Source organism: Bacillus spizizenii TU-B-10 (assembly GCF_000227465.1).
In the GTDB taxonomy this organism is placed as follows: domain Bacteria; phylum Bacillota; class Bacilli; order Bacillales; family Bacillaceae; genus Bacillus; species Bacillus spizizenii.
Window position 1 is genome coordinate 1,321,255 of the sequence record NC_016047.1, and the last position, 19,981, is coordinate 1,341,235.

Below are 19,981 nucleotides of genomic sequence, written 5' to 3' on the forward strand. Positions count from 1 at the left end.
GATTTTGCAAAATGATTGTAATAATATACAACTATAAAATTTTTCGATAATTCAATATTATTTATTATTTCTGAATAAAGGGATTGCTTTCTCTTGAAAACGTTTGACAACAAGAGGGGGGAAAGGGGAGCTAGCATGAGCACACTTTTAGAAGTGAATAATTTAAAGACTTATTTTTTCAGGAAAAAGGAGCCGATCCCTGCGGTTGACGGAGTCGATTTTCACATCAGCAAAGGCGAAACCGTCGCGCTTGTAGGTGAATCGGGCTCGGGAAAAAGCATTACTTCTTTATCAATTATGGGCCTTGTCCAAAGCTCAGGCGGAAAAATCATGGACGGCTCTATTAAACTCGAAGACAAAGACCTCACCTCGTTCACTGAAAACGACTATTGCAAAATCCGCGGAAACGAAGTATCCATGATCTTTCAGGAACCAATGACCTCCCTGAATCCGGTGTTAACAATCGGAGAACAAATTACCGAAGTGCTGATTTACCATAAAAACATGAAGAAAAAAGAAGCTCGCCAAAAAGCTATTGAACTCTTGCAGATGGTCGGTTTCTCCCGGGCCGAGCAAATGATGAAGGAGTACCCGCACCGGCTGTCCGGCGGAATGAGACAGAGGGTGATGATTGCCATCGCACTCAGCTGTAATCCTAAACTGCTCATTGCCGATGAACCGACGACAGCACTGGATGTGACAATACAAGCCCAAGTTTTGGAGCTCATGAAAGATCTCTGCCAGAAGTTCAACACGTCGATACTTCTCATCACACACGACTTAGGTGTCGTATCGGAAGCAGCCGACAGAGTGATTGTCATGTACTGCGGACAAGTCGTGGAAAACGCCACCGTTGACGACTTATTTTTAGAGCCGCTTCATCCTTATACAGAAGGCCTGCTTACGTCGATTCCCGTCATAGATGGAGAGATTGATAAATTAAATGCGATTAAAGGAAGCGTGCCGACACCAGATAATCTGCCGCCGGGGTGCCGATTTGCCCCAAGGTGCCCGAAAGCCATGGATAAATGCTGGACAAATCAGCCTTCGCTTTTGACGCACAAAAGCGGAAGAACGGTGAGATGCTTTTTATATGAGGAAGAGGGTGCCGAACAATCATGACAGCAGCTAATCAAGAAACAATCTTAGAGCTTCGTGACGTAAAAAAATACTTCCCGATCCGCTCAGGCCTTTTTCAAAGAAAAGTAGGCGATGTTAAAGCGGTGGACGGTGTTTCATTTTCGTTAAAAAAAGGAGAAACACTCGGAATCGTTGGAGAGTCCGGCTGCGGGAAATCGACTGCCGGCAGGACGATGATCAGGCTGTACAAACCGACAGAAGGCCAAATCCTTTTTAAAGGACAGGATATTTCCAACCTGTCAGAGGAGAAGCTGCGGAAAAGTGTTCGCAAAAATATTCAAATGGTGTTCCAAGATCCATTTGCCTCGTTGAATCCAAGAAAGACGCTGCGTTCCATCATAAAGGAGCCGTTTAATACGCACCACATGTATACGATGCATGAACGAAACGAGAAAGTCGAAGAACTGCTTGCGAGAGTAGGCCTTCACCCGTCGTTTGCCAACCGTTATCCCCATGAATTTTCCGGCGGACAGCGTCAGCGGATCGGCATCGCCAGAGCGCTCACTTTGAATCCAGAACTGATCATCGCAGATGAACCAGTTTCCGCACTTGATGTATCAATTCAGGCCCAAGTTATTAACTTAATGGAAGAATTGCAGGAAGAATTTAATCTGACGTATCTATTTATCTCTCATGATCTTAGTGTCGTCCGCCATATCAGCGACAGAGTCGGAGTGATGTATCTTGGAAAAATGATGGAACTGACCGGCAAGCATGAGCTTTACGACAATCCGCTCCATCCGTATACCCAAGCTCTTTTATCGTCCGTTCCGGTTACAAGAAGAAAAGGGTCTGTCAAACGTGAACGCATCGTCCTGAAGGGAGAACTGCCGAGTCCGGCCAATCCGCCAAAAGGCTGCGTTTTCCACACAAGATGTCCTGTTGTAAAGCCAATATGCAAGGAACAAATACCAGAATTCAAAGAAGCTGCTCCCAGCCATTTTGTGGCTTGTCACCTTTATAGCTAATTGTTGCCCGCACAGCTTTGAGAGGGGGTATGCACACTACATAAACAACAGCTGAGAGGAACGAACATTTCAAAAGGGGGAATATCTAATGAAAAGACGGAAAACCGCACTGATGATGCTAAGTGTATTGATGGTTCTGGCCATCTTTTTATCGGCCTGCTCGGGATCAAAATCGAGCAGCAGCAGCGAGAAAAAATCAAACGGAAAACCTCAGCAAGGCGGGGATTTGGTTGTTGGCTCAACTGGGGAGCCAACTTTGTTTAATCCACTCTATTCTACAGATGTCGCCAGTTCAGATATTGAAGGGATGATCTATAGTACATTATTAGAAACAGATGAAAAATTAAATGTGAAGCCTGCGTTAGCCGAGAAAGTGACAGAATCCAAGGATGGTCTGACTTATAATGTCAAGATTAGAAAAGGTGTAAAATTCCATGACGGGAAAGAGCTTACAGCGGATGATGTTGTTTTCACATACAGCATACCTTTAAATAAGGACTATAATGGTGAACGCGGCTCTGGTTTTGAATCACTAAAGACTGTTACAAAAAAAGGTGATTATGAAGTTGAATTTAAATTAAAGAAAAAGGATGCGTATTTTTACAATGTTGTTTTAGATAGTTACGGTATTCTGCCTAAACACATTTTAGGGAAAGTACCAGTTTCAGATTTAGGAGAAAATGAATTTAATAGAAAGAATCCGATTGGTTCGGGTCCATTCAAGTTTGCTGAATGGAAAAAAGGAGATTATGTAAAACTTGAAGCTAATGAAGATTATTACGGCGGAAGGCCATATTTAGATACAGTTACAGTAAAAACAATCCCGGATTCAAATGCAGCTGTTGCTCAGTTAAAGGCTGGAGATATTGATTTCTTTGTTGTTCCGGGTACTGATTTCGAGACAGTCAAGACATTTGATAATGTAAAAGTAAAATCAGATCTTGGTTTGAACTACAGTTATATTGGTTGGAATGAAAAAAATGAATTATTTAAAGACAAAAAAGTCCGCCAAGCTCTTACGCATGCACTTGATCGAAAAGCAATGGTTGATCAAGTGTTAAACGGTGATGGTGAAGTTGCAAACGTTCCTGAAAGTCCGCTATCTTGGAATTACCCGAAAAGTGATGTACCTACATTTGATTACAATCCTAAAAAAGCTAAGAAGCTATTGAAAGAAGCGGGATGGAAAGATACAGACGGAGACGGTTACCTTGATAAGGATGGAAAGAAGTTTTCGTTTACCATTAAGACTAATCAAGGCAACAAAATTCGGGAAGATTTAGCGGTTGTTGTTCAGCAGCAGCTAAAAGAAGTAGGAATTGAAGCAAAACCGCAAATTGTAGAATTTAGTGCGCTTATTGAACAAACAAGTGCACCGAAATGGGATTATGATGCTTTGCTGCTTGGTTGGAGCTTGGCTACATTTCCGGATCAATTTTCGATTTTCCACTCAAGTCAATCAGAGAACGGATTAAATAACATATGGTATAAGAATCCTAAAGTCGATAAACTTTTGGAAGAAGCTAAATCTATTACAGACAGAAAAGAATATCAGAAAAAATACGAAGAAATTTATAAATTGATTGCAGAGGATCAGCCTTATTCATTCTTATTTTATTACAATTATCATAGGGCAATCCCGGCAAACATGCATGGCTATGTATTCCATCCAAAAAATGACTTATATCAAATTGAAAAATGGTGGCTTGAACAATAATAATTAAATCCCTAGAGAGGTGAGGATCCAGTATCCTTTCCTCTTTATCCTATTTTAGAAAAGGGGACAAGAATATGGTTACATATATTGTTCGTCGAACATTAATGTCTCTGCCAATTCTTTTGGGCATTACAATATTATCATTTGCGATAATGAAAGCAGCGCCAGGTGACCCGATGTCACTAATGATGGATCCGACCATTAGTCAAGCTGACAGAGCAAAATTTATTGAAAAGTATGGACTTAATGACCCGGAACCTGTTCAATACTTAAAATGGCTTGGAAATATGCTTCAAGGCGACTTTGGGACATCTATTGTTAAAAAGGGTACACCAGTTTCTGATCTAATCCTTTCACGTTTACCGAATACTTTGGTGCTTATGGTTTTTTCAACTCTTGTTGCTCTTCTGATTTCAATTCCTTTCGGTGTTCTTTCCGCGAAACGCCCTTATTCTAAACTTGACTATGGTATAACTGTCACATCATTTTTAGGGCTGGCAATACCAAATTTTTGGTTTGGATTAATTCTTATTATGGTTCTTTCCGTAAATCTCGGCTGGTTTCCTACGGGGGGTGTCAGCACATTAAACGCTGACTTTAGCATTTTTGACAGGCTCCATCATTTAATTTTGCCAGCATTTGTTTTAGCAACTGCTGATATGGCCGGTATTACTCGTTATACACGTTCAAGTATGCTCGATGTATTGAAGCAAGATTATATAAGAACAGCTCGGGCAAAAGGGTTTAAAGAAAATAAAGTTATTTTCAAACATGGCTTGCGAAATGGCCTACTGCCTGTTATTACAATTTTCGGATTGATGATTCCATCATTTATTGGTGGTGCTGTCGTGGTTGAACAGATTTTTACTTGGCCGGGATTAGGGAAGTTATTTATTGATTCAGCATTCTCTCGAGATTATCCGGTTATTATGGCGATGACTGTTATTTCTGCTGTTTTGGTTGTACTGGGTAACTTGATTGCGGATATTTTGTATGCTTTAGTTGATCCACGTATTGAATATTAAAAGGGGGAGACACATATGACACATCCAAACACTGTAGCTCCCTCTAATGAGGTAAAGCTAAAAGAAAATATAAGAAAAAAACCAGAAACAATGACTAGGATCTTTTTTGAGAAGTTCTTCAAAAATAAACTTGCTGTTGTTGGAGGTATCATTTTAACAGTTATTATTTTAATGGCGGTCTTTGCCCCTTTTATTGCGCCTTATTCGCCTGAGAGCCAATCTCTTCTAAATAAACTGAAGCCGCCAAGCCCTAAAAATCTAATGGGGACAGATAAGTTTGGGCGCGATATATTTACAAGGGTTTTATACGGGGCTCGTGTGTCTTTATTGGTCGGTTTTGTTTCAGTAATTGGTGCCATTACTATAGGAACCGTTGTTGGCGCCTTAGCGGGGTACTTTAAAGGGATAGTCGATGCTGTATTGATGAGGGCAGTCGATGTAGTCTTATCTATTCCGGATATTTTTCTTCTTATTACCTTGGTGACAATTTTTCAACCGGGGATGGATAAATTAATTTTAATCTTTTCTCTGACGGGTTGGACTACAACAGCTAGGCTTGTCAGAAGTGAATTCCTATCTCTAAGATCAAGAGAATTTGTATTGGCTGCTAAAACAATAGGAACCAAAAATTATAAAATTATTTTTTCGCATATTTTACCGAATTGCATCGGGCCAATTATTGTCTCCGCTACTTTAAAAGTAGGCAGTGTCATTTTAGCTGAATCAACCTTAAGCTACTTGGGCTTCGGTATCCAGCCTCCGATTGCAAGCTGGGGAAACATGCTTCAGGATGCTCAAAACTTTACATTAATGATTCAAGCATGGTGGTACCCGTTATTTCCCGGGCTATTCATTTTAATTACCGTTTTATGCTTCAACTTTGTCGGTGATGGTCTGCGGGATGCATTGGATCCAAAAAATATTAAATAAAAATGAAAATAATATCTGGTATAAAATATAACAAAATCATAAGAAAAGCAGATCTCTTTTTGTCGGAAAATATACAAAGAGATCTGCTTTTTGTGATTTTTACATAAACCCAGCGATTCCAGATTTCCTCAATCTCTTTGGAATAATTTCTCTGTCCCTTGCCTATACTGTGGACAACAGTTTTTATAAAAGTGAGGGGTTAGAGATGTTATTTCTTCATGATGTGTGGGTCAATTGGTTTGAAGGGGAAGAAAATGGCTACAATGTATGCCACTTTCACGAATGGCGCAAGGAAGATACGGTTGAGCTTTTGGATCAGGTGCCGCTGTTAAGGGTGCCGTCGGTACTGTTTCATTACATAGAAAACGATTTGTCTGAGCTTCCGAAAGGTTTGCTTGACGACGTACATCAGAAATCGTACATTCGGAAAAATCATGAGCGGACAAAGCTTGAGTATTGTTTTGTTGTAACAGACGGAATCGGCATTTTGGCTGTCGACACGATCGGCTACACGATCCCTGTCAGAAAAAGCCGTTTGATCCCAAGGCAGGAGCAGCTCGTTTATGAAATGGTAAAAGATGTAGAGCCTGAAACATATGAATTTGAGCCAAAGAAGCTGGAATCCTCTAAAGAATATCACATTTTATCATTAGCACCAGAGCACGTCAGAGGGCTGACAAGAAAAGAACGGCAAATCAAGCAGCTGATGTTTATGGCGCTGGACCAATTAAAAGGGCTGAAAAACCGCGCTGAAATCGGCTATTGGTACACAGAGTGGAACCCGCATATGTATGAACAAATCAAACGGATGAGCTTTGAAGAGATTTGGGACATGCTGTATAACGAAACAATTGAAGGCTGGTCGGACAAGCATCTGGCATTTTGCGAAAACCTGATAAAAGGACAGCCTTTTTTCGAAAAGCTGTGGGAAATGGAAAATGAATCAAAGGTAAACTAAAAAAACCGCTCTTTGCAAAGAGCGGTTTTTTGATTAGCGTCTTTTTCGGCCAAGGCCCATGGCGTTCTCCATTTTTTTCAGCATTTTGTTCGCTGTCCGGTTTGCCCGTTCCGCGCCTTCATCGAGAATCCGGTCTAATTCATCAGATTCAATTAGTTCATGATAGCGGTCCTGGATCGGTTTTAATGCGTTAACCACGACTTCTGCCAAATCACCTTTAAACTCGCCGTAGCCTTTCCCTTCGTACTTTGCTTCAAGCTCTTCAATTGTCGTATTGCCGAGGATTGAATAAATCGTAAGAAGGTTGGAAACGCCTGGTTTGTTTTCTTTATCAAATTTTACAATGCCTTCAGAATCTGTCACAGCGCTTTTGATTTTCTTTTCAAGAAGCTTCGGTTCATCCAGTAATGTAATATAAGCTTTCTGGTTCGGATCGGATTTGCTCATTTTCTTCAGCGGATCATTCAGAGACATGATGCGTGCGCCGACTTTTGGAATTTTCACTTCCGGAACCGTAAAGATGTCGTTATATTTTTTGTTGAAGCGTTCTGCGAGATTTCGCGTCAGCTCAAGGTGCTGCTTTTGATCCTCGCCGACAGGCACAAGATCTGTTCCATACAGCAGAATATCAGCGGCCATCAGCGGCGGGTATGTTAACAGGCCGGAGACAACAGCTTCATTGCCTTTGGATTTGTCTTTAAATTGGGTCATCCGTTCAAGCTCGCCGATATACGCGACACACTGCATCATCCATCCGGCCTGTGCATGCGCGGGAACCTCTGACTGAATAAACAATGTTGTTTTTTCTGGATCAAGTCCGACAGCTAAGTAAAGCGCCGCCAGACTGCGGATATTCTTTCTTAGCTGAAGCCGGTCTTGAGGCACGGTTATCGCATGCTGATCCACGATGCAAAAATAGCTGTTATAATCATGCTGCAGTTCGACAAACTGCTTCATTGCACCGATATAGTTGCCGAGCGTAACGGAGCCGCTTGGCTGAATGCCTGAAAAAATCGTTTGTTTCATGAAAACATCAACCTCATTTCTTAAAACATAATAAAAAAGGCCCATTCTTCCCCTATAAAAAAGGGACGAATGAACCGTGGTACCACCCTGATTATTCCATTAAAATGGAATCACTCTGACGTTTGTAACGGAGACTGCTCCGGCTGAGCCTACTTTTTCGGTTTCGGTCAGCTGCTCCAAAGTCCATTCCACATTGCCCGTTATCTGCTCCCAGCACCGCAGACTCTCTTCAAACGGGTGAAATGTGTACTACTCTTTTTCATAGCACGCTTTTCTTTTGATTGCTTCATTATAAATCAATTATAACCAATTGTCATCATGAAAAAACATTCTTTTTTCCAGTAACATTGTAAAGATATAAATACCACTGGTGCTGTAAAACCCCTAAATGATAACTGCTATCAGCGTGAAAACAGCTAGATATTATATGTAAAAAGCAATATGGATAGAAAACTTATCAAATAGTTTTTAATCAATTTATGCTTTAAATGGTAGAAGGATATTATGTTCGTGGAAGAAAAACTAACGAAGTTCAAATATTTTAAATTGATAAAATAATATTGCAATAAATTATTTGTTTCATTATAATGAACTTGTTCACTCTATTGTTACAGCTTTTTTACAAAAATAATCAGAAAAGACGGAACAGAATAAAAGTTATGGAAACTCAGGTTCATTTGTCTGATATTTCTGAGGATTTAGCCGTAAGGAGCTGAAAAATTATTATTAGGGGGTTTGCGATAATGAAAAAGCGTTGGTCGATTGTCACGTTGATGCTCATTTTCACTCTCGTGCTGAGCGCATGCGGCTTTGGCGGCAGCGGATCAAACGGTGAAGGGAAAAAGGACAGTAAAGGAAAGACGACACTTAACATTAATATTAAAACTGAGCCGTTCTCCTTACATCCAGGATTGGCAAATGATTCAGTTTCAGGCGGTGTCATCCGTCAGACTTTTGAAGGATTGACACGTATCAATGCAGATGGTGAGCCTGAAGAAGGCATGGCTTCTAAAATTGAAACGAGCAAAGATGGAAAGACATATACATTTACAATTCGTGATGGTGTGAAATGGTCTAATGGTGACCCTGTAACAGCACAAGATTTTGAATATGCTTGGAAATGGGCACTTGATCCTAATAACGAATCACAATACGCTTACCAGCTTTACTACATAAAAGGTGCTGAAGCGGCGAATACCGGCAAAGGCAGCCTTGATGATGTGGCAGTAAAAGCTGTAAATGACAAAACGCTAAAGGTTGAATTAAATAACCCGACTCCATATTTCACTGAATTAACAGCGTTCTATACGTATATGCCGATCAACAAGAAAATTGCAGAGAAAAATAAAAAATGGAACACAAATGCCGGAGATGATTATGTATCGAACGGACCGTTCAAAATGACGGCATGGAAACACAGCGGTTCTATCACTCTTGAAAAAAATGATCAGTATTGGGATAAAGACAAAGTCAAACTGAAGAAAATCAGTATGGTTATGATCAACAATAACAATACTGAACTGAAAAAATTCCAAGCTGGCGAACTTGATTGGGCCGGTTTGCCGCTCGGACAGCTTCCGACAGAATCTCTTCCTACCCTGAAAAAAGACGGTTCTTTACATGTTGAGCCGATGGCAGGTGTCTATTGGTACAAATTCAACACTGAAGCTAAGCCGTTAGACAATGTAAATATCCGTAAAGCATTATCTTATGCGATTGATCGTCAATCGATTGTTAAAAACATTACGCAAGGTGAACAAATCCCGGCAATGGCTGCGGTGCCACCGACAATGAAGGGATTTGAGGATAACAAAGAAGGCTACTTCAAAGACAACGATGTCAAAACGGCAAAAGAATATCTTGAAAAAGGCCTGAAAGAAATGGGCTTAAGCAAGGCATCTGACCTTCCGAAAATCAAATTGTCTTATAACACTGATGATGCACATGCGAAAATCGCTCAAGCCGTGCAAGAAATGTGGAAGAAAAATTTAGGCGTGAATGTTGAGCTTGATAACTCAGAATGGAATGTATATATTGATAAGCTTCACAGCCAAGATTATCAAATCGGCCGTATGGGTTGGCTTGGCGACTTTAACGATCCTATTAACTTCCTCGAGTTGTTCCGTGACAAAAACGGAGGTAATAACGATACTGGCTGGGAAAATCCAGAATTCAAAAAGCTTCTGAATCAGTCACAAACTGAAACTGATCCAACAAAACGTGCAGAGCTGCTGAAAAAAGCAGAAGGTATTTTCATTGATGAAATGCCTGTAGCGCCAGTTTATTTTTATACGATTCCTTGGGTGCAAGACGAAAATCTGAAAGGAACCATCATTACTGGAACCGGAGAAATTTATTTCAGAAACTCGTACTTTCAATAAGTCTTATTTGTGAAAACAAAAACCTCAAGGTATATGGGGACCTATTTCCCATATACCTTTCTTACTGAAAGAGTATAAAAATGTAAAAATCATGGAGGTGTTCCCCCTTGCTAAAATATATCGGAAGACGCTTAGTCTATATGATTATCACATTATTTGTGATTGTAACTGTGACATTCTTCTTAATGCAGGCAGCACCGGGTGGGCCATTTTCAGGTGAGAAAAAGCTTCCGCCTGAAATCGAAGCAAACTTAAATGCGCATTACGGCTTGGACAAGCCGCTGTTTGTACAATACGTCAGTTATTTGAAATCAGTTGCAATGTGGGATTTCGGACCGTCATTTAAATATAAAGGTCAGAGTGTTAACGACCTAATCAGTTCAGGTTTCCCCGTTTCATTCACTCTTGGAGCAGAAGCTATTCTCCTCGCTTTAGCGTTAGGTGTATTGTTTGGGGTCATAGCAGCCCTTTACCATAATAAGTGGCAGGATTATACCGTCGCGATTTTAACGATATTTGGCATTTCAGTTCCGAGCTTTATCATGGCGGCTGTTCTGCAATATGTGTTCTCCATGAAGCTTGATCTGTTTCCTGTCGCGGGTTGGGAGTCCTGGGCATACACCTTTTTGCCTTCAATCGCACTTGCTTCCATGCCGATGGCGTTTATTGCCAGACTTTCTCGTTCAAGCATGATCGAAGTGTTAAACAGTGATTATATTCGCACAGCGAAAGCAAAAGGGCTGTCCCGTCCAGCAGTTACAGTGCGGCACGCCATTCGAAACGCGCTTTTGCCAGTCGTTACATACATGGGCCCGATGGCAGCGCAGGTCTTAACGGGAAGCTTTATTATTGAGTCCATCTTTGGTATCCCGGGGCTTGGTGCACACTTTGTAAACAGTATTACAAACCGTGATTATACAGTCATTATGGGTGTAACGGTGTTCTTCAGTGTCATCTTGCTATTGTGTGTATTAATCGTAGACGTGTTATATGGCATTATTGATCCAAGAATCAAGCTTTCAAAAGCAAAGAAAGGAGCCTAGGCCATGCAAAACATTCCAAAAAACCTGTTTGAACCAGCCGCAGCGAATGCCGGCGATGCAGAAAAAATAAGTAAAAAGAGCCTTTCCCTCTGGAAAGATGCGATGCTTCGCTTCCGCAGCAATAAGCTTGCAATGGTCGGGCTTATCATTATTGTACTCATTATCCTTATGGCAATTTTTGCGCCAATGTTCTCAAGATACGATTATTCAACTACTAATCTCTTAAATGCGGATAAGCCGCCTTCAAAAGATCACTGGTTCGGAACAGATGATCTTGGACGGGATATTTTCGTCCGTACTTGGGTAGGTGCGCGAATCTCAATCTTTATCGGTGTTGCAGCCGCTGTTCTTGATTTGCTGATCGGTGTGATTTGGGGAAGCATTTCAGGCTTCCGCGGAGGCAGAACGGATGAAATTATGATGCGTATCGCTGATATCCTTTGGGCAGTTCCTTCATTATTAATGGTCATCTTACTGATGGTTGTGCTTCCGAAAGGGCTATTTACGATTATTATTGCCATGACAATTACGGGCTGGATTAATATGGCCAGAATCGTGCGTGGACAAGTGCTGCAGCTGAAGAATCAGGAGTATGTGCTTGCTTCACAGACACTTGGTGCAAAAACATCCCGTCTGCTGTTTAAACATATCGTGCCAAACGCAATGGGTTCCATTTTGGTCACGATGACATTGACAGTTCCGACTGCGATTTTCACAGAAGCCTTTTTAAGCTATTTGGGACTTGGTGTTCCGGCTCCGCTGGCAAGCTGGGGAACGATGGCTTCTGACGGATTGCCTGCATTGACCTATTATCCGTGGCGTCTATTCTTCCCTGCCGGTTTCATCTGCATTACGATGTTTGGCTTTAACGTTGTCGGCGACGGATTAAGAGACGCATTGGATCCTAAGTTACGTAAATAAGGGAGTGATACGGGTGACACGCCTATTAGAAGTAAAAGATTTAGCGATTTCATTTAAAACATATGGCGGAGAAGTTCAGGCGATCCGCGGAGTGAATTTCCATCTGGATAAAGGAGAAACGCTGGCCATTGTCGGAGAATCAGGTTCCGGAAAAAGTGTGACCTCTCAAGCGATCATGAAGCTGATTCCAATGCCTCCGGGTTATTTCAAACGAGGTGAGATCTTGTTTGAAGGAAAGGATCTGGTGCCGCTGTCCGAAAAAGAGATGCAAAATGTCCGGGGAAAAGAGATCGGGATGATATTCCAGGATCCGATGACCTCTTTAAATCCGACGATGAAGGTCGGCAAACAAATTACGGAAGTGCTTTTTAAACACGAGAAAATTTCAAAGGAAGCGGCTAAAAAACGCGCGGTTGAACTGTTGGAATTAGTCGGTATCCCGATGCCGGAAAAGCGGGTTAACCAATTTCCGCACGAATTTTCAGGCGGGATGAGGCAGCGGGTTGTCATCGCCATGGCGCTTGCGGCGAATCCGAAGCTTCTGATCGCCGATGAGCCGACCACTGCTCTTGATGTAACGATTCAAGCGCAAATTCTGGAATTGATGAAGGATTTACAAAAGAAAATTGACACGTCCATCATCTTTATCACACACGATCTGGGTGTTGTGGCTAACGTTGCTGACCGGGTCGCTGTCATGTACGCGGGACAGATTGTAGAAACCGGTACGGTAGACGAGATTTTCTACGATCCGAGACATCCGTATACGTGGGGGCTTCTTGCATCCATGCCGACACTGGAAAGTTCAGGAGAAGAACAGCTGACTGCAATTCCAGGCACGCCGCCTGATTTGACAAACCCGCCAAAAGGAGATGCTTTTGCGCTGCGGAGCTCTTACGCGATGAAAATCGATTTTGAACAGGAGCCGCCAATGTTTAAGGTGTCTGATACTCATTATGTAAAATCGTGGCTGCTTCATCCGGACGCGCCAAAGGTAGAGCCGCCTGAAGCGGTAAAAGCGAAAATGCGTAAACTGGCAAATACCTATGAAAAACCTGTCTTAGTGAGAGAAGGTGAATGAATTGAGTGAGAAACTATTAGAAATCAAACATTTAAAACAGCACTTTGTCACGCCAAAAGGAACGGTTAAGGCTGTAGACGATTTATCATTTGATATCTATAAAGGTGAAACATTAGGGCTGGTTGGTGAATCTGGCTGCGGTAAATCGACAACAGGCCGAAGCATTATTCGGCTATATGAAGCGACCGATGGTGAGGTGCTGTTCAACGGCGAAAATGTGCACGGGAAAAAATCGCGGAAAAAGCTGCTGGAATTCAACCGCAAAATGCAGATGATTTTCCAAGATCCATATGCATCCCTGAATCCGAGAATGACAGTTGCTGATATTATTGCTGAAGGCCTCGATATTCATAAGCTGGCGAAAACGAAAAAAGAGCGGATGCAGCGGGTCCACGAGCTCTTGGAAACAGTCGGTTTAAACAAGGAACACGCGAACCGCTATCCGCATGAATTTTCCGGCGGCCAGCGCCAAAGAATCGGGATTGCCAGAGCTCTCGCTGTAGATCCGGAATTCATTATCGCAGATGAGCCAATTTCCGCTTTGGATGTATCCATTCAAGCACAGGTCGTGAATTTAATGAAAGAACTGCAAAAAGAAAAAGGGCTCACATACCTGTTTATTGCCCACGATTTATCGATGGTCAAATACATCAGCGACCGCATTGGAGTCATGTATTTCGGGAAGCTGGTTGAGCTTGCGCCGGCAGATGAGCTTTATGAAAATCCGCTTCACCCGTATACAAAATCATTGCTTTCAGCGATTCCGCTTCCTGATCCGGACTATGAGAGAAATCGCGTCCGCCAGAAATACGATCCGTCCGTCCATCAATTAAAAGATGGGGAAACGATGGAATTCCGTGAAGTCAAACCGGGACATTTTGTGATGTGCACGGAGGCAGAATTTAAAGCTTATTCATGAATCAAAAATCCTTCAAGAGATTACTCTTGAAGGATTTTTTTTAATCATAGAAAGTGAGAGTGATAACATTTACAATTAGAGGAAAAAGCGGAGGCGAAATACGATTCAATTTCTGCATAACAAAAATGTTTTTGCGCTATTACTGTCTCAATCTCTTTAATCTTTAGCAGGAGTCCTTGTCACAATCGTATTAATGGTCAGGGTCTATCAAATGACCGACTCCGTCTTTTTGGCGGGTCTTGTTTTATCGTTCATGTCGTTTGCGAGTATAGCGGCAAGCTTTTGCATCTCCCCAGTGCTTCGCAATCTCGGTTTTAAAAAGGTGCTTGCGGGTGCAAATCTGCTGAGAGCGGTCTTTACAATACTGATGGCTTTTAGCATCAGTCATCACGAACAGGTTTTCTTTTGGATAACGCTGCTATTTGTCTTCTGTTTTTCCTTCGCGGGCGCCTTTTTTCAGCCGGCAAGATTCGCGCTGCTGCCGATTATTGTTCCAAAAGAGCAATATGTAAAAGCGAACGGTGTGATCTCCCTCTCGAATCAATTGTTTTTAACAGCAGGCTGGGGCCTTGGCGGCCTTCTGACGTATGCCGTACCTTTTGAACTCGTTGTCGGTGCAGCCATTTGCTTGTTTGTTCTTTCGGGAGCTTCCCTCAATGTGCTTCATATAAATGAAAAAACGACTGATGGAACAGCTGAAAAAGCATCTGTCAAAAGTATATGGAAGGATTTAATGATGATCCCTATTGTAAGAGACATTACTCTAATGGACATGTTAGAAGCTTTGGCGGGTTCTGTTTGGTCGTCTGCTATTCTTCTTGCATTTACTGCGGCTGTTTTGCATGAAACAGAAGTGTGGTGGGGGATGTTTAACGCTTCTTATTTTATAGGTGCCATTGTCGGCAGTGTGATTGCCATTCGTTTTTCTGCTTTTTTTGAGCGGAACATGGGCTACGTTATTATTTTCTGCTCGCTTGTGATGGCGGCGCTGACCCTTCTGTTCTCATTTTCTCCAATCCCGTTTTTATGCGCTCTGGCTTGTGCTGCAATGGGACCTTTTTATCAGGTGCGTGATATTTGCCAGGAAACCATGCTGCAAGAGGTCATTCCCAAGCAGAAGCGTATCGGGATCATGGCTGCCAAAAATGCGATTTTGACTCCTTGGTCAGGCGTCACCTACTCCATTATGGGGCTCGTGGCTGATGCTGCTGGTGCGAAAACAGCTTTTATCGCGGCAGCTGCATTATATATCATGGCGTTTTTTATTGCACTGGCGCAGACCCGCCTGCTTCATTACAAGCAGGAAAGCCAAGCTTAATGAAAGCTTTTTACATACACTTCAAAATGAACGGAGCATCTGACTCTGTTTTTTGCTGAAAAAAAATGAAACCATGGCGGAAGTTTGTACGTCTTTATAGATGTAACGCTGTTTAAACAATATGAAATGGGGTATATCTAAAAGTATGAAGACAATGAACTCATAAGGAGCAAATCAATGAACTGGTATGAAAAGCTTAGCGAGTACTTTCCAATTGAAGAAATGAAATCAAAAGCGCATATGGAAGCTCTTCTGAAAGAGCGGAGCGATATTTATCATAAAGATGAAGGCAAACATCATATCTTAATGTTTGCGGAATTCGATTCTTTTATCTTCGTTGATTATCTGTATGTGTCTAAGGATGCAAGAGGGCAGGGGCTTGGCGGCAAATTGATCGCGAAGCTGAAAAAGAAAAATAAGCCGATATTGCTCGAGGTGGAGCCTGTGGATGAAGATGATACTGATACAGAAAAACGCCTGAGGTTTTATCAAAGAGAGCATTTCAAACATGCTCAGTCAATTGGGTACCGGCGCCGGTCATTGGCTACGAATGAAGTAAATAAGATGGAGATTCTGTACTGGTCACCGAAAACAGAATCAGAAGAAGAAATTCTTGAAGCCATGAAACAGACATATGAAAACATTCATACTTATAAAGATGAGAAATGGTACGGGGAATCGTACGAAAAAACAGATGAGGTCTTGAAACTCATTGATGAAGAAAAACAAAAAAATATTTTCGATCAGTTAAGCTAATTGAGAATTAGAACATATCATTAAAATTAAAAATTTGCCGGATTGACACATTTTTTTCTTAGGATACTGTTCACACTTACTTTTTTATAGTATAATACCTATAAAGATTCCTTTTTTAGAGTAATTTCAATTTAAGAATAAAATAGATGTTCATCCTACTAATTAGAGGAGTGAAGATGAATGGTTACACTATACACATCACCAAGCTGTACTTCATGCAGAAAGGCGAGAGCGTGGCTTGAGGAGCACGATATTCCATTTGAAGAAAGAAACATTTTCTCTGAGCCTTTATCAATTGATGAAATAAAACAAATTCTTCGAATGACTGAGGACGGAACAGATGAAATCATCTCAACCCGTTCAAAAGTATTCCAAAAACTGAATGTGAACGTTGAATCTATGCCGCTGCAAGATTTGTACCGCTTGATCAACGAGCACCCAGGTTTGCTTCGCCGTCCGATCATCATCGACGAAAAACGTTTGCAGGTCGGATACAACGAAGACGAAATCAGACGTTTCCTGCCAAGAAAAGTCCGCTCTTTCCAATTAAGAGAAGCACAGCGTTTGGCAAACTAATAGATCGTATCATCAAAAGAAGGCTGAGTGATCAGCCTTCTTTTGATGATAGTTGACAAAATCCTAAAACGGTTTTTTGTTTTAGGATTTTGTTACCTTTTCAGTTCAGAGTGATTGAAAACCTTTGAAGTCTAGGAAGGCCGAGCATTGGAGCACAACGAATATGTTTATTCGTGAGCACCGACGCGCAGGTCTGACAACGAATGCGAAGGTTTGTCGACACGCTGAAAGAAGGCTGAGTGATCAGCCTTCTTTTATTTTTCCACCTGCTGATAATAAATACTCGCAAGGATGACAAACGCGACCGTTAAAATGGGGAGGAGCGTTTCGACTGCGCCGTGCTGCGCCATAAAAAAAGACAGCTTTTTGTCCCTGACAATCATTTCTCCTCCTGTATAAGCAAGCAGACCGCTTCCCGCGTAAATCAGAACCGGTATTTTCTCAAGTACGATGTGGATGAGTTTGCTGCCCCAAATAATAACCGGCACCGATACACACAAACCAATGACCACGAGAGAAAACTCACCGTGTGACGCTCCCGCAACTGCTATGACGTTGTCCAGCGACATAAAGAGATCTGCAAGCACAATCGTTCGTATCGCTCTCCACAGCGAGGTGCTGCTTTTGATGTGCTGCGTGTCTTTTTTTTCAATCAGCAGCTGATATCCTAAATACAGCAGGAAAATTCCGCCGGCGCACTGCAAGAACGGAATGTTCAAAAGGTATACCGCTGCGCTTGTTAATCCGATTCTCATGGCAACGGCGATAAATGTTCCGAGAATAATGGCTTGCTGTCTTTGCTTGTCCGGCAAATTTCTGCTGGCCATGGCAATGACGACCGCATTATCTCCGCCGAGGATCAGGTCGATCCCAACAATAACAAGCAGAGAAATCAGATAGTCATGCTCCATGATCGGCACCTCGCTTTCGTTCCATCGCTTGTACTACTACTATATGAGACAGGTCATATTTTATGATATGAGCCGCAGATCTGCCGTTTTTTAGGTGAAGGTGCATTTTTATTTCTTTTGTGACTGTTTTATCATAAAATAGAAATACAAAGGAATTCACACTGGCCTTGCATCAAGGTTAAGATGTGGACGGAATGGGTAAAGTGTAGTAAAGTACTATTAATCGGGAGCTTAGATGTCCCTTCAACATCTTATATAGAAGGGAAGGTTGGCAAATGGAAATTGAAAGAATTAACGAGCATACAGTAAAATTTTATATGTCTTACGGAGATATTGAAGATCGCGGTTTTGACAGAGAAGAAATTTGGTATAACCGTGAACGCAGTGAAGAACTTTTCTGGGAAGTCATGGATGAAGTTCATGAGGAAGAGGAATTTGCTGTGGAAGGCCCTCTTTGGATTCAAGTTCAGGCACTGGACAAAGGATTAGAAATCATCGTCACAAAAGCCCAGCTTTCCAAAGACGGACAAAAGCTCGAACTGCCGATTCCTGAGGATAAAAAGCAAGAACCAGCATCTGAGGATCTTGACGCCTTGCTGGATGATTTCCAGAAAGAAGAGCAAGCCGTCAATCAGGAAGAGAAGGAGCAAAAGCTTCAATTTGTCTTGCGGTTTGGCGATTTTGAGGATGTTATTTCTCTATCTAAATTGAACGTTAACGGAAGCAAAACGACTTTATATTCGTTTGAGAACCGATATTATTTATATGTAGATTTTGGCAATATGACTGACGAAGAGGTTGAAAATCAGCTAAGCATCCTGTTGGAGTACGCAAATGAATCCTCAATCAGCATACACCGTCTTGAAGAGTACGGCAAGCTGATTATTTCAGAGCATGCTCTGGAAACGATAAAAAAACACTTTGCATCATAGCAAACCGATTTCTTTCCGGAAATCGGTTTTTTTTATGCAATGAAATGCTATGTTTGAGACGTGAAAAATCAAAAACATACATACAAGAGAAAATACGGCGAACAGGAGTTGATCATCTTTTCCAGAAAGTATACCTCATCTGGAAAGGAGAGATGACAATTGTTTAGTGCTGTGACTGAAGACGGCGAAATGTTTCACCTTCTAGGCGCTCGGCAAAGCCAGAAATTAAAGCGGAGACGATTCTTCTGCCCGGTGTGCGGGGGTGAGCTTGCTGTGAAGCTCGGACTCCAAAAAGCACCGCATTTCGCCCATAAACAGAACAAATCCTGTTCGATAGACATAGAACCGGAAAGCGCCTACCACTTAGAAGGAAAAAGGCAGCTGTATATATGGCTGAAAACGCAACAGGCTTCCCCGATATTAGAACCGTATATCAAGAACATCAATCAAAGACCGGACATCATGACAAAGATCAAGGGACGCATGCTTGCTGTTGAGTATCAATGTGCCACTCTTGCACCAGATGTCTTTCAAAAGCGAACAGAGGGCTTCAAACAAGCAGGAATCATCCCGCAGTGGATTGTGGGACACAGCCGCTTAAAATGCTCTGCTCCATCCTTTTATCAGCTTTCTGCTTTCCATTGGCAGTTTATCAATGCAAGTCCATACAGGGAACTGATATGTTATTGCCCGGAAACACGTTCTTTCCGCCGGCTCAGCCACATCATTCCGTTTTACACAAACCATTCTTATTCCTCCGTTCAAACGATCCCTATCCATCGGGCTGCTGCAAACGATCTTTTTTTTACTGAACCGACGCCCGCATTTCAATATTCCGGCTGGACGAAAGCGATTCACCGTTTTCGCCATAAACCCCATCGGTTTACCTCCAAGGAAACAAATCGCCTCAGGCTGCTGTTTTATGAAAAGCGGCAGACGCCCCTTTCTTTTCTTCCGACGGAAGTGTTTGTCCCTGTTATAAAAGGGGCTGTTTTTCATAGTCCGGTTTTTGTGTGGCAGGGGTTTTTATATCTGTTTATTACGGATCTGGGATATAAACGCGCGCCAATTCGCTTTTCAGCCGTTTTACAGCAGTGCAAACTGCACATTCATAAAAAGAACATTTCACTCAGATACAAATGCAGTGAAGATTGTCTTTCTGAAGCGGTGAAACAGTACATTGATTTTTTGTGCAAGAAGGGATTTTTAAGGGAGACTCAGAAAGAAGTATATGTGCTGAATCAGCCTGTAGAGGGCGTACGCTCATTACAGGATCTCATAGAAAGTGACCGCAGCTGTTTTATAGAATGAGTTTGTCTCATTTGGCTCACTCTAATACAAAGGTGGTGGGCTGGCTGTGAAAGGCACAAAAGAAAAGG

Annotated in this window: 19 protein-coding genes, 1 pseudogene and 1 other annotated feature; of the genes and pseudogenes, 17 read left to right on the forward strand and 3 right to left on the reverse strand. The window is 42.0% G+C overall.

Annotation, left to right across the window (positions count from 1 at the left end):
- The first annotated feature begins 135 nt into the window (after positions 1–135).
- From appD to GYO_RS28540, 6 genes are all read left to right on the forward strand, one after another.
- On the forward strand, positions 136–1,122 hold the full coding sequence (gene appD / locus GYO_RS28515) for an oligopeptide ABC transporter ATP-binding protein AppD (RefSeq protein ID WP_014113360.1): 987 nt from the start codon (positions 136–138) through the stop codon (positions 1,120–1,122).
- The gene (appF, locus tag GYO_RS28520) at positions 1,119–2,108 is read left to right on the forward strand and encodes an oligopeptide ABC transporter ATP-binding protein AppF (protein WP_014113361.1); all 990 of its coding nucleotides are present in this window, start codon (positions 1,119–1,121) and stop codon (positions 2,106–2,108) included. Before appD ends, appF begins: the two co-directional genes overlap by 4 nt.
- A gap of 88 nt (positions 2,109–2,196) precedes the next feature.
- A complete protein-coding gene (locus tag GYO_RS28525) occupies positions 2,197–3,825 on the forward strand; it encodes a peptide-binding protein (RefSeq protein ID WP_014113362.1) in 1,629 nt (542 codons plus the stop codon).
- 74 nt (positions 3,826–3,899) lie between these two features.
- Positions 3,900–4,850 carry an ABC transporter permease gene (locus GYO_RS28530; RefSeq protein ID WP_014113363.1) on the forward strand — a complete coding sequence of 317 codons (951 nt, stop codon included), beginning with the start codon at positions 3,900–3,902 and terminating at the stop codon, positions 4,848–4,850.
- 15 nt (positions 4,851–4,865) lie between these two features.
- On the forward strand, positions 4,866–5,780 hold the full coding sequence (gene opp4C, locus GYO_RS28535; protein ID WP_014113364.1) for an oligopeptide ABC transporter permease: 915 nt from the start codon (positions 4,866–4,868) through the stop codon (positions 5,778–5,780).
- Positions 5,781–5,985: 205 nt separating this feature from the next.
- The gene (locus GYO_RS28540; RefSeq protein ID WP_014113365.1) at positions 5,986–6,738 is read left to right on the forward strand and encodes a YjbA family protein; all 753 of its coding nucleotides are present in this window, start codon (positions 5,986–5,988) and stop codon (positions 6,736–6,738) included.
- 33 nt (positions 6,739–6,771) lie between these two features.
- Here the strand turns inward: GYO_RS28540 and trpS are convergent, their stop codons facing one another.
- Positions 6,772–7,764: a tryptophan--tRNA ligase gene (trpS, locus tag GYO_RS28545; protein ID WP_014113366.1), complete on the reverse strand. Its 993-nt coding sequence runs from the start codon at positions 7,762–7,764 to the stop codon at positions 6,772–6,774.
- Positions 7,765–7,822: 58 nt separating this feature from the next.
- Positions 7,823–8,036: a binding site (T-box leader), on the reverse strand.
- A gap of 471 nt (positions 8,037–8,507) precedes the next feature.
- Here trpS and oppA point away from each other — a divergent pair.
- The 8 genes from oppA to spx all read left to right on the forward strand — a co-directional run bounded on the left by oppA (position 8,508) and on the right by spx (position 16,759).
- Positions 8,508–10,145: an oligopeptide ABC transporter substrate-binding protein OppA gene (gene oppA, locus GYO_RS28550; protein ID WP_014113367.1), complete on the forward strand. Its 1,638-nt coding sequence runs from the start codon at positions 8,508–8,510 to the stop codon at positions 10,143–10,145.
- A gap of 107 nt (positions 10,146–10,252) precedes the next feature.
- A complete protein-coding gene (gene oppB / locus GYO_RS28555) occupies positions 10,253–11,188 on the forward strand; it encodes an oligopeptide ABC transporter permease OppB (RefSeq protein ID WP_014113368.1) in 936 nt (311 codons plus the stop codon).
- Positions 11,189–11,191: 3 nt separating this feature from the next.
- Positions 11,192–12,109 (forward strand): oligopeptide ABC transporter permease OppC, encoded by a 918-nt coding sequence (oppC, locus tag GYO_RS28560; RefSeq protein WP_014113369.1) that lies wholly within the window; start codon positions 11,192–11,194, stop codon positions 12,107–12,109.
- 4 nt (positions 12,110–12,113) lie between these two features.
- On the forward strand, positions 12,114–13,190 hold the full coding sequence (gene oppD, locus GYO_RS28565) for an oligopeptide ABC transporter ATP-binding protein OppD (RefSeq protein WP_072182805.1): 1,077 nt from the start codon (positions 12,114–12,116) through the stop codon (positions 13,188–13,190).
- 1 nt (position 13,191) lies between these two features.
- On the forward strand, positions 13,192–14,109 hold the full coding sequence (oppF, locus tag GYO_RS28570) for an oligopeptide ABC transporter ATP-binding protein OppF (RefSeq protein WP_014113371.1): 918 nt from the start codon (positions 13,192–13,194) through the stop codon (positions 14,107–14,109).
- A 193-nt stretch (positions 14,110–14,302) separates the two neighbouring features.
- Positions 14,303–15,427: an MFS transporter gene (locus GYO_RS28575; protein ID WP_014113372.1), complete on the forward strand. Its 1,125-nt coding sequence runs from the start codon at positions 14,303–14,305 to the stop codon at positions 15,425–15,427.
- A 177-nt stretch (positions 15,428–15,604) separates the two neighbouring features.
- On the forward strand, positions 15,605–16,183 hold the full coding sequence (locus tag GYO_RS28580; RefSeq protein ID WP_003224597.1) for a GNAT family N-acetyltransferase: 579 nt from the start codon (positions 15,605–15,607) through the stop codon (positions 16,181–16,183).
- A 180-nt stretch (positions 16,184–16,363) separates the two neighbouring features.
- On the forward strand, positions 16,364–16,759 hold the full coding sequence (gene spx, locus GYO_RS28585; protein ID WP_003239281.1) for a transcriptional regulator Spx: 396 nt from the start codon (positions 16,364–16,366) through the stop codon (positions 16,757–16,759).
- A 254-nt stretch (positions 16,760–17,013) separates the two neighbouring features.
- Here the strand turns inward: spx and GYO_RS28590 are convergent, their stop codons facing one another.
- Entirely contained in the window at positions 17,014–17,670 is a 657-nt protein-coding gene (locus tag GYO_RS28590; RefSeq protein WP_014113373.1) for a TerC family protein, read from the reverse strand.
- A gap of 183 nt (positions 17,671–17,853) precedes the next feature.
- On the opposite strand from GYO_RS28590, the gene GYO_RS43680 reads away from it, so the two are divergent.
- Together GYO_RS43680 and mecA are read left to right on the forward strand one after the other, a co-directional pair.
- Positions 17,854–17,979 (forward strand): hypothetical protein, encoded by a 126-nt coding sequence (locus GYO_RS43680; protein ID WP_120698858.1) that lies wholly within the window; start codon positions 17,854–17,856, stop codon positions 17,977–17,979.
- Positions 17,946–18,602: an adaptor protein MecA gene (mecA, locus tag GYO_RS28595; protein ID WP_014113374.1), complete on the forward strand. Its 657-nt coding sequence runs from the start codon at positions 17,946–17,948 to the stop codon at positions 18,600–18,602. The genes GYO_RS43680 and mecA overlap by 34 nt, the downstream gene beginning before the upstream one ends.
- Here mecA and GYO_RS43685 read toward each other — a convergent pair.
- Positions 18,597–18,718, reverse strand: a pseudogene (locus GYO_RS43685) (hypothetical protein). The gene mecA and the pseudogene GYO_RS43685 sit on opposite strands and share 6 nt — an antisense overlap.
- A gap of 73 nt (positions 18,719–18,791) precedes the next feature.
- On the opposite strand from GYO_RS43685, the gene coiA reads away from it, so the two are divergent.
- Positions 18,792–19,913, forward strand: coding sequence for a competence protein CoiA (gene coiA, locus GYO_RS28600; RefSeq protein WP_238528874.1), 1,122 nt, complete (start codon positions 18,792–18,794; stop codon positions 19,911–19,913).
- Positions 19,914–19,981: the final 68 nt, after the last annotated feature.